This window comes from uncultured Rikenella sp. (assembly GCF_947628055.1).
Taxonomy (GTDB): domain Bacteria; phylum Bacteroidota; class Bacteroidia; order Bacteroidales; family Rikenellaceae; genus Rikenella.
Genome location: NZ_CANQYJ010000099.1, coordinates 1 through 8,862, shown reverse-complemented (window position 1 = coordinate 8,862; position 8,862 = coordinate 1). Strand labels below are relative to the sequence as shown.

10 protein-coding genes and 2 pseudogenes are annotated in these 8,862 nt (G+C 51.0%); 3 read left to right on the top strand and 9 right to left on the bottom strand.

Going from position 1 to position 8,862, the window contains the following annotated elements; genetic code table 11:
• The coding region (locus Q0Z93_RS08550; RefSeq protein WP_298064543.1) for a M20/M25/M40 family metallo-hydrolase at window positions 1-373 on the bottom strand (373 nt) is incomplete at its 3' end.
• A gap of 260 nt (window positions 374-633) precedes the next feature.
• Here Q0Z93_RS08550 and Q0Z93_RS08545 point away from each other — a divergent pair.
• The 3 genes from Q0Z93_RS08545 (at window position 634) to trxA (ending at window position 2,573) form a co-directional block, all read left to right on the top strand.
• On the top strand, window positions 634-1,263 hold the full coding sequence (locus tag Q0Z93_RS08545; RefSeq protein ID WP_298064541.1) for a rubrerythrin family protein: 630 nt from the start codon (window positions 634-636) through the stop codon (window positions 1,261-1,263).
• Window positions 1,264-1,329: 66 nt separating this feature from the next.
• Window positions 1,330-2,061 carry a hypothetical protein gene (locus tag Q0Z93_RS08540; RefSeq protein ID WP_298064539.1) on the top strand — a complete coding sequence of 244 codons (732 nt, stop codon included), beginning with the start codon at window positions 1,330-1,332 and terminating at the stop codon, window positions 2,059-2,061.
• Window positions 2,062-2,210: 149 nt separating this feature from the next.
• Window positions 2,211-2,573, top strand: a complete 363-nt coding sequence (gene trxA, locus Q0Z93_RS08535) for a thioredoxin (RefSeq protein WP_298064536.1) — start codon at window positions 2,211-2,213, stop codon at window positions 2,571-2,573.
• 331 nt (window positions 2,574-2,904) lie between these two features.
• Here the strand turns inward: trxA and Q0Z93_RS08530 are convergent, their stop codons facing one another.
• The 8 genes and pseudogenes from Q0Z93_RS08530 to Q0Z93_RS08495 form a co-directional block, all read right to left on the bottom strand.
• Window positions 2,905-3,720, bottom strand: a complete 816-nt coding sequence (locus Q0Z93_RS08530) for a carboxymuconolactone decarboxylase family protein (protein WP_298064535.1) — start codon at window positions 3,718-3,720, stop codon at window positions 2,905-2,907.
• A gap of 6 nt (window positions 3,721-3,726) precedes the next feature.
• A pseudogene (locus tag Q0Z93_RS08525) lies at window positions 3,727-4,077 on the bottom strand (antibiotic biosynthesis monooxygenase); the annotation flags it as partial.
• Window positions 4,078-4,143: 66 nt separating this feature from the next.
• Window positions 4,144-5,100, bottom strand: a pseudogene (locus Q0Z93_RS08520) (amidohydrolase family protein); the annotation flags it as partial.
• Window positions 5,101-5,145: 45 nt separating this feature from the next.
• A complete protein-coding gene (locus Q0Z93_RS08515; protein WP_298064534.1) occupies window positions 5,146-6,087 on the bottom strand; it encodes an aldo/keto reductase in 942 nt (313 codons plus the stop codon).
• Between the two features lie 13 nt (window positions 6,088-6,100).
• A complete protein-coding gene (locus tag Q0Z93_RS08510) occupies window positions 6,101-6,328 on the bottom strand; it encodes a hypothetical protein (RefSeq protein WP_298064533.1) in 228 nt (75 codons plus the stop codon).
• 49 nt (window positions 6,329-6,377) lie between these two features.
• Window positions 6,378-6,962 (bottom strand): flavodoxin, encoded by a 585-nt coding sequence (locus Q0Z93_RS08505; RefSeq protein WP_298064532.1) that lies wholly within the window; start codon window positions 6,960-6,962, stop codon window positions 6,378-6,380.
• 947 nt (window positions 6,963-7,909) lie between these two features.
• Entirely contained in the window at window positions 7,910-8,212 is a 303-nt protein-coding gene (locus Q0Z93_RS08500; protein WP_298064531.1) for a hypothetical protein, read from the bottom strand.
• A 65-nt stretch (window positions 8,213-8,277) separates the two neighbouring features.
• Window positions 8,278-8,685, bottom strand: coding sequence for a hypothetical protein (locus tag Q0Z93_RS08495; RefSeq protein WP_298064530.1), 408 nt, complete (start codon window positions 8,683-8,685; stop codon window positions 8,278-8,280).
• Window positions 8,686-8,862: the final 177 nt, after the last annotated feature.

The window sequence follows — 8,862 nt, the reverse complement described above, 5'->3', positions numbered from 1 at the left end:
AACCCTGTCCTTTGTCGTCGTCCGCCCCGCGGCCCCATATTTTTCCCTCCCTGACCACCGGTTCAAACGGGTCGGTCTGCCACAGCTCGAGCGGGTCGACCGGCATCACGTCGTAATGGCCGTAGACCAGCACGGTCGGCAGTTCCGGCGATATGATTCTCTCACCGTATACGATCGGATTTCCTGCGGTCGGAAAAATTTCCGTTTTGTCGGCCCCCGCTTTGAGCAGCGCCTCCCGAAGCCACTTCGCACACCGCTCCATATCCGGCTTATGCGCCGATTCGGAACTGACCGAGGGGATGCGCAGGTATTCAAAAAGTTCGCTGAGGAACCGGTCGCGGTTCCGATCTATGTAGGTGGTCCAGGCTTCCATCTGTAAAGATAGATTCGTTCAAAAAATGTTGATTTTCAAAGATACAAAAAAATAGCGGCCGGATAAAATGGCTGATTTCGTTATTTTAGTTTGCCGTTTTAATTGTATTTTCTTATGTTTGTACGGTAAAAAGTCTTATTTGTAGTCGGAGTAAGTTGTTTGTTTTATTGTATAGTGGGAATTAAAGTGAAAATCCTGCAATCTGTTCACAGTGGATGGCTGTAATTATTTAATTGTTCGTTCGTTAAATAATTGAAGTTATGCATTTCTTTTTATCTCACTGGGCCTGGTTGGTGATGGCATTGCCTTTGTTCTGCGCCTGTTCGTCCCATCCGGCCAAAACGATCGAGAACCTGAAGAACATGGTGGCCAGCGAACAAAATGCCGCCGTGCGTTACCGAGCTTTTTCGATACAGGCTCGCGAGGAGGGCTTCCACAACATTGCCAATCTGTTGGTGGCGATTGCCCGTTCGGAGGAGATTCACGCAGAGTATCAGCGAAAAGTCTTGGCCGAATACGGCGAAGATGTCAGTATGCCGGTCGATTCGGTGCCCGAGGTGGGATCGACGCTCGAGAATTTGAAAAATTCCCTGCGGGTGGAGGAGTATGAATCGCAAACCGTCTTTCCGATTTTTATGCAGGTGGCGGCAAACGAGAGGATGAGCGAGGCGGAACAGTTTTTTCAGTGGGTCGCGGCTGTGGCGAACCGTCATGCCGAATATTGCCGCAAGGCTTTGGGCAAGCTGGAAAAAGAGGGCGACGATCGGAACGTGGTCAATTCCTGGTCGGTGTGTCCGCGATGCGGCTGTCCTTATACGACTGTCAGCTTAGACGAGGCGTGCGATGTGTGCCAAATGGAGGCCAGTGCATTCTTTTTATTTCAACAATAAGTGCTTCGTTTTCCTGAAATCGGCGTATCTTTAGCGGGAGAAACCGATTCAATACAGCTTAATTTCATGAAAAGACTTTTTCAATGGATTGCCGTCTTCTGTATAGGGCTGGTGGCAGTGCCGGTATCGGCGCAGGACGGAGCCTTGGAGGTGATCGACCGGTACGAGCGGGTGACGGGGCTCGACAAGCTGACACCGGCCGATATGACCAGCGTGATGATGGAGGTCGTCACCGAGACGCAGGGGAGGCGGATTTCGATGAAAATGATTGTCAAAGAGCCGGGTAAGTTCAATGTGGATATGGAGATAGCGGGACAGAAAGTAAAAATGGTCTTCGACGGCAGTCAGGGGTGGGTCAGCGTTCCGGGGCAGGGGGTGATGCCTATGCCGGCCGAATCGCTCGAGCAGTTGAGAAAACAGACCAATCTCAGTCAACACTACCGCTGGAATCGAACGGATTACGATTATCGGATGGCCGGCGAGGTCGAAAAGGACGGGCATACTTGTGTGGGGGTGGAGATGATGCCTAAAAAAGCGGAGGCCCAAATGATCGACCGGACGATCGTCTATTTCGACAAGGATACCGGACTGGTGGCTTATGCTTTCCTGTATATTACTCAGGGGGGGAAAACGGTTCCGGCGCGTATGGATTTCACGGATTACAAAACATTCGGCATGCTCAAATTGCCTTCCCGGTACAAGTTGCTGGTCGGCGGTGCCGAAATGATGAACATGGAGATCAAAACGCTCGAGTACGACTATCCGACTACCGACGCCATGTTTGTTCGGCCGGAATAGAACTTCGGACAGGTTCATACCTCTATTCAGTTCCTTTGCGAAGTTTGAAGCCCCGCATCCGCTTTCTGACGGTTGCGGGGCTTTTGCGTTTGGAGAAGAACAGGTTGGAATGAGATTTGCTGTTGTCAAGCCATAAAAGTTACGAAACGATGAAAGCAAAGGAAGTGACCAAGAAAGAGTTCCTGAACCGGGTGGTGGATTATGAGGCAAATCCTTCGGAATGGAAATTTCTGGGCGAGCGGCCTTGTCTGGTGGATTTTTACGCATCTTGGTGCGGCCCGTGCCGCATGGTGGCGCCGGTGCTCGAGGAGCTGGCCGGGGAATACGAAGGCAGGATCGATATTTACAAGGTGAACACGGAGCAAGAGCTGGAATTGGCGGCGGTGTTCGGCATTCGCAGCATTCCGTCGCTGCTGTTCTGTCCCCGGAATGGGCGGCCGCAGATGATGCAGGGGGCTATGTCGAAAGGCGATCTGAAAAAGATGATCGACGAGGTGCTGCTCGGAAAGTAGTGCGGTGTGGCCGCCTCGTTGCCGACGTGTCGATACCGGAGCTCTATGGATTGGCGGCATAAAAAAGCCTCTCGAAAGAGAGGCTTTTTGCGAACCGAAGATTCGGCCGATTGGGAATCCCGCTTTATTTTACGGGCCGGCGAGTCACGCACTCGAATCTAAATTTTTGCTCTGAGATTTCGCATGCCTGCTCAAAAGGGAGGTCGGATGGCTTGTGCGCGGATCGAGGGGATAACCGATTTCGCGGAGAAAGCGCGGAGAAAGGACTGGAATGTGAGAATCCCTGCCGCCGGCAGGCGACAGGGATTCTGATCGACAGGAAGAAACGTCGTTATTTCAGTTTGTCGTACTCCTCGTCCGTGACGGGTTCTAACCATTCGTTGGAGGTCTTTTCGCCCGGAATCTCGAAAGCGAGGTGGGCGAACCAGCTGTCGGCCGCCGCACCGTGCCAGTGCTTCACGTTCGCAGGGATGTGGATGACCGTGCCGGGCAGAATCTCCTGCGCCGGTTTGCCCTCTTCCTGATACCAGCCGCGGCCGGCCACGCCGATAAGCATCTGACCGCCGCCTTTCGTAGCCCGGTGGATGTGCCAATTGTTGCGGCAGCGCGGCTCGAAGGTGACATTGGCGATGGAAACCTGCTCTTGCGAAATCGGGGCGAGGTAGCTGTTGCCGATGAAATACTGTGCATAGGCCGTATTGGGCTCGCCTATGGGGAAGATCATCTCACGCTGGAATGCGGCTTTTGCATCCTCTCCGGTCGTGTCTTCCGCCCAAACGTCTTTGGCCAGGCGGAAGGCCGCCCATGCCTTGGGCCAACCGGCGTAAAACCCGATGTGCGTGATGATTTCTGCAATCTCGGTACGGGTGATGCCGTTTTTCTTCGCTTCCTGAAGATGGAAGCCCAGCGAACTGTCCGTAATGCCCTGACTGATGAGCGAGGTAATCGTTACCAAACTGCGGTCGCGCAGGCTCAAAAGGTCGTTGCGGCTCCATACTTCGCCGAAAAGAACATCGTCGTTGAGTTCCGCGAACTTCGGCGCGAACTCTCCCAACTGGTCGCGCCCGGCCGTCTGTACGATTTTATTCTGTGCCATAACATTGCATGTTAAAACGGTGAATACTGCAATTAAAATGATTCTGTTCATGGTTCTTTATTGAATGTGGTTGCTGATTCGGTTGGCCGGATTCAAAGGTGTCTGGTCGGACAGCACCAACGATTTGACCATATGCAGTGTGCCCTGTTTGTATTTCTGAAAATGAGCCGACGCGATATGCGATTTGTAAGCCTCTTTGCTCGCATAGGTCTCCAGTATGGTTATCTTGCAGGGATTCTCCTTTTCGCCGACGGCGTACATGGTCAATACGCCCGGCTCAGTACGCAGGGAGACTTCGCCCACTTCGATCGCATATTTCATATACTCATCGAGGTGCTGCGGATAGACTTCTATTTTCGACAGCCGCACGATGCCGTCGGCCTGCATCGGCAGCTTGGCGCACATTCCCGCTCGGCTGCCATTGTTCATTTTCATGTTATTCGGCCGATCGGTTTTGTCGTGAAACAACGCAATCGCATTGTTGGCCAGAATATCCTCTGAATACGGTGCAAGCTCCTCGTCTTCTGCAATCCACGACCGCATCCGTTTCAGATTCTCTGTCAGGACTTCGGCCGGCTGATACGGATAGTCGGACCCATAAAGCAGATGATCGGGCGTGGTAATGGTCAGCAGCATTTTAATGACATCGGGCGTTGCCCCTCCCGCAAGGTCGTAATAGAGGTGAGAGAGGTTGGCTTCCCAGTCTACCGGTTGCATATAGCCTTTGGCCTGCATCGCCGGAAGAATGGCTTTCATGCGGGGTATGGCCAGCGGCAGGAACGAACCGCAGTGCGGGATGACGAACCGGATGTGGGGATAACGTGCCGGAACGTTCCGGGCAATCATGTTGATGACCGTGCGCGTGGTTTCGGAGGGGTATTCGTAGACGGCAAGCGGTGCGGTGGCAATGATCCCGTTGTTCACGGGCGACGGCTTGTGCGGGTGCAGGATGACGACCGCCTTGCGTTTGTTCAGCACCTCCATCAACGGATCGAGAGCTTCATCGCCCACATATTGCCCCCGGCTGTTGGTCGCTAATTTGATGCCGTCGGCGCCGAGCGTATCGAGTGCATAAACGGCCTCCTCGACAGCCGCCTCCACATCGGGCAGAGGCAGCGAGGCGCAGAAAAGGAACTTGCCGGGATAATCGGCTTTCAGTTTGGCACAGGCTTCATTGTATCGGCGCACCATCTGACGGCACTCCTCCGTGTCTCCGAAATAGGGCTGCGGCGCAGGCATGGAGAGCAGGCTCGTGCGGATGCCGGCCGCTTCCATAAACTCTATATGCGCGTCAATATCCCATTCGGGCAGGGGAAACGTCTCTTCCAACGCAGCCCCGTGCCGGTCGAGCAGGGTCTTGAATTCGGGTAATATGTTGTGGCAATGTACGTCGACGACCTGTTGCGCCGTGACGGTATGAAAAGACAGCATAAATGACAGTATGATAAACAGTTGTTTCATCTGTTACCTCCTCTCTCAAATCATCGGCATCTCCCAGGATCCGCGTGTATCGACGCCGGTGTCTTCGGCAGCGGTTTCCAGTGTACGGACCTCCGCTTCGGTAAGGGTAATCTTTGCAGCCTGTGCCGCCTCCTGTACTTGTGCGACTTTTGTCACTCCGATAATAGGCGTCGTACCTTTGGCTATTGCCCATGCCAATGCCACCTGTGCCGGCGAGATGCCGTGTCGGGCGCCGACCGTGCGCATGAAGGCGACGAGTTTTTCGATCTGTGGCAGCAGCGGATTGTAGGTATCGCCGCGCTGACTGCCTTCGGGAAGCGGATGCGCTGTGTCGTATTTGCCGCTCAATGCGCCTTGTTCCAGCACCATATATGCCCAAAAGTCGATGCCGCTTTCCCGGCAATAATCAAGAATGCCGGCATGTTCCGACGAGCGGTAGAGCAGGCTGTAATGGTTCTGGACTGCCGATAGGCGTACCCCTTCGGCAGAAAGGATCTCCTCGGCTCGTTTGATTTGAGCGAGGTTATGGTTGGACACGCCGATGCGTTTCACCTTTCCGCTCTTTACCAATGCCGCCATATAGGGCGTCCAGCGCTCCACGTCAGCCGGATTGTGAATCCAGTAAATGTCGATATAGTCCGTTCCGAAGCGTTCGAGGCTGCCGGCAAGCATGTCGGCTACAGGATTGGCCGAGTCTCCGGCAATCTGGGGTGTGAACTTCGTGGAAATCTGCACATCTTCGCGGCGGCACGCTTTGGTGAATGCCGCAAGCACGGTTTCCGATGCGCCCATGCCGTAGACAACGGCGGAATCCCAAAGGTTCAGCCCGTTTTTCATGGCCTCGTCGAATACGGGTTTCAGTTCTTCTATTCCCACATGGTTGCCGAATACCTGATCGCCGCCTACGGCGCCAGTACCCCATGACCATGTTCCCAATACGATTGACGGTTGTTTCATCTCCGCTCATTTATTATCGGTTATACTTATTTTCAGTTACGGCGCGCATCTGTACGACATGAGCCTTGTCGGAATGTGCCGTTGCGGTCAAGCCAATCAACGGTTTGTCGGGTGTCGCTCCGTTCCGGTGACGAATATTGGCAGATGATGCAATGACATTTCTTTTCTTGATGAGGCGTTTCGGCGAATCCTCCTCTTGATAGAATCCTTTGCCGTCGAATACCCGCAGGATTTGTTCCACATCGGGATGATCATGCCAGTTGTTACGGCTGCCGGGCGAAATCGGTCATCTATCTTTGTTTTGAACCGGTGACAAATCGGTCAGTCCATTGACGTATTACGGTTTTATCGACATTGTTCAGCAGTTTCCCTTTCTCCCAAGCGATGTCGGGATAGGTGGCTTTGAGTTGCTTTACGCTGTTGTCGATCGAGCTGCTGCCGGAGGTGGCGAACGGAATGACCCGCTTGCCTTTCAGGTTATGATTCTCAATGAATGTATTGATTATTCGCGGCGCCTGATCCCACCAGATGGGATAACCCAGATAAATCAGATCATAGGCCGCGATGTCTTTTTCGACGTTCATTATGGCGGGGCGGGAGGTGGGGTTGTTCATCTCGACGGAACTGCGCGATCGGCTGTTGCGCCAGTCGAGGTCGGCGGCGGTATACGGCACTGCCGGCTTTATTTCACAGAGGTCGGCGCCTGTCTGTTCTGCGATGAGTCGGGCGACGGAGGCTGTTGTGCCGGTTGCTGAGAAGTAGAGGACCAGTGCTTTTTCCCGACTGTCCTTTTGTTGTGCGTTGCTTGAACTGCACGAAGTGAGACCGAGTGTAATCATGCTTGCGAAAATTGCGGTAAAAGATAATCTGTTCATATTTTTTGTGTTTTTGTTTTTCAATGAAATCTGCCGGTCGGCGTCGAACGACTTGTCCAGCGTTTTCCTAAGCGTTGTCGTACTGCTCGGCATCCTCGCGACCCGGCCGCCGCGCCGAATGATGTTTGCTCGTCCATTCCCGATGCGAGTGCGCTATCTTTTTATAGTACAAAATTAGAACAGAAAATCCGAACGGGTTGTATATGAATTACAGATTGAATTACCAATTTCCACGTTCTGTCTGGCAGACTGTCCGGCAAGTTTGTGGTATATCGTATAGAAATGTTACGGGGTAGGATGTGGCGGAAGAGTGCAATAACTGTCGTTTGTGGTCCATTTGGGATTCGGGGTGTCGGAGGTTACGGGAATGCGAGCTTGCTTTTCCCGACGTCCCCATCCTAGCTCCCCCCCAAGAAAAAAATCCTTACGTATCGTCGATACATAAGGATTTTCTGTTCTAATGCTCTCTTAATCAGGTCTTGTGAGCGGAAAACGAGACTCGAACTCGCGACCCCAACCTTGGCAAGGTTGTGCTCTACCAACTGAGCTATTTGTTAATAGTCAAATAATCAGTATTTTACATGCAATAAAACATTACCTCGCCTAACAATGGATACCCAATGGAGAGCCTTTTTTCTTCCTGCAAGTGAATAAAAAGGGGGATTAAGTTTCAATTGTTATCGGAATGGGCTTTTAATTATCCATAGTCCGATGCACAGTGTCTTTTCATAGTTGTGGATGTATTAATGTGGTAACCGTTCTCTGCTTCGGTTTAGAAAAGCGAAAGGGCAAACTTCATCAAACGGTCTATTTAAAGCCCCCTTGTGTAAAAGTCTGTCTTCGCTGTCGGAAAGAATCGTTATATAAAAGCATTGGTCTTAGGCGCAGGTGACGCAATTCTCGGAAAGGGTATATAAAGACCCTCTCCGAAAGTTGCGGTATAAGAATTAAAAATGAGACAATCTCGAACCTTCGATAATCTGTCGGCACAAACTATCTACATGATATTGAGGGATAATCTCATAAACTTTATTCACTTGTTCATTCCACGTTTTCAAAGCAATAATTGCCGCGAGCGTTATCTTCTCCATGCTACCGAGCCAGAATAGATTGCTAGTTATCACTCTAAAATCAGTCGCCGTAGGATAGCGTTGCTGAGCAATAGACAGCCCGCATAGTTTAGCCAATCCATTGGATTGAACCACTTTGTTGTGAAGTTTACGATAGTCAGCTTCACTCGTTTTTTTCATGTAGTATGCCGCAAATCGTGATAAGGTCTGGTCTAATGACCCAATTTCAAATGGTAGCATGGCAATTAGTATTGAGGATTACGTTCGAATTCTTGAATGGCTTGATTAAACTGTGTCATTACCAACCGGAATGAGCCATCCCACATAAAAAGAGGCAAGTATCGCCCATCCATCCAAGGTACGGATAGATTATTTTGTTGCGATGCGCTCAAACTGTCCAGCAATCGCTGAACAATTTGTTGTGAGTGTTGTAAGTCTTGCATCGTTATAGCAACTTGCTCAATGTTACGAGAACATATACCATTGTATTGATTAATTAGGTTCCCGACCTGTTGCATTTGCCGATTCATATTCTTGATTTCATCCTGAATTTGTTCTTTGATACGAATGATTTCGTCTCTTTTTTCTTTGAGGTTTGCCCTACTGGCCAATACCACAATCAAAGCTATTACTAAGATTATTGTCCAAAACATATGTGGGGCCAAACGAAAAGTACAAAGGGGGTGAAATTGGATAAGTGATTGAAAAGTAAATCAATAGGTCTGTTTAAGGTCCTTGAATGAACTGGATTGAACTGTACTTTTATTGTCGTTTTTTCAAGAAGAATATCACTCGAATTGAACTGAAACCCTCAATCAATACAGCCCCCC

Bases quoted from the DNA above. Each gene is read 5' to 3' on its own strand.
- Q0Z93_RS08545 (WP_298064541.1), top strand. From the start codon at position 634: ATGCATTTCTTTTTATCTCACTGGGCCTGGTTGGTGATGGCATTGCCT.
- Q0Z93_RS08540 (WP_298064539.1), top strand. From the start codon at position 1,330: ATGAAAAGACTTTTTCAATGGATTGCCGTCTTCTGTATAGGGCTGGTG.
- trxA (WP_298064536.1), top strand. From the start codon at position 2,211: ATGAAAGCAAAGGAAGTGACCAAGAAAGAGTTCCTGAACCGGGTGGTG.
- Q0Z93_RS08530 (WP_298064535.1), bottom strand. From the start codon at position 3,720: ATGAACAGAATCATTTTAATTGCAGTATTCACCGTTTTAACATGCAAT.
- Q0Z93_RS08515 (WP_298064534.1), bottom strand. From the start codon at position 6,087: ATGAAACAACCGTCAATCGTATTGGGAACATGGTCATGGGGTACTGGC.
- Q0Z93_RS08505 (WP_298064532.1), bottom strand. From the start codon at position 6,962: ATGAACAGATTATCTTTTACCGCAATTTTCGCAAGCATGATTACACTC.
- Q0Z93_RS08500 (WP_298064531.1), bottom strand. From the start codon at position 8,212: ATGAAAAAAACGAGTGAAGCTGACTATCGTAAACTTCACAACAAAGTG.
- Q0Z93_RS08495 (WP_298064530.1), bottom strand. From the start codon at position 8,685: ATGTTTTGGACAATAATCTTAGTAATAGCTTTGATTGTGGTATTGGCC.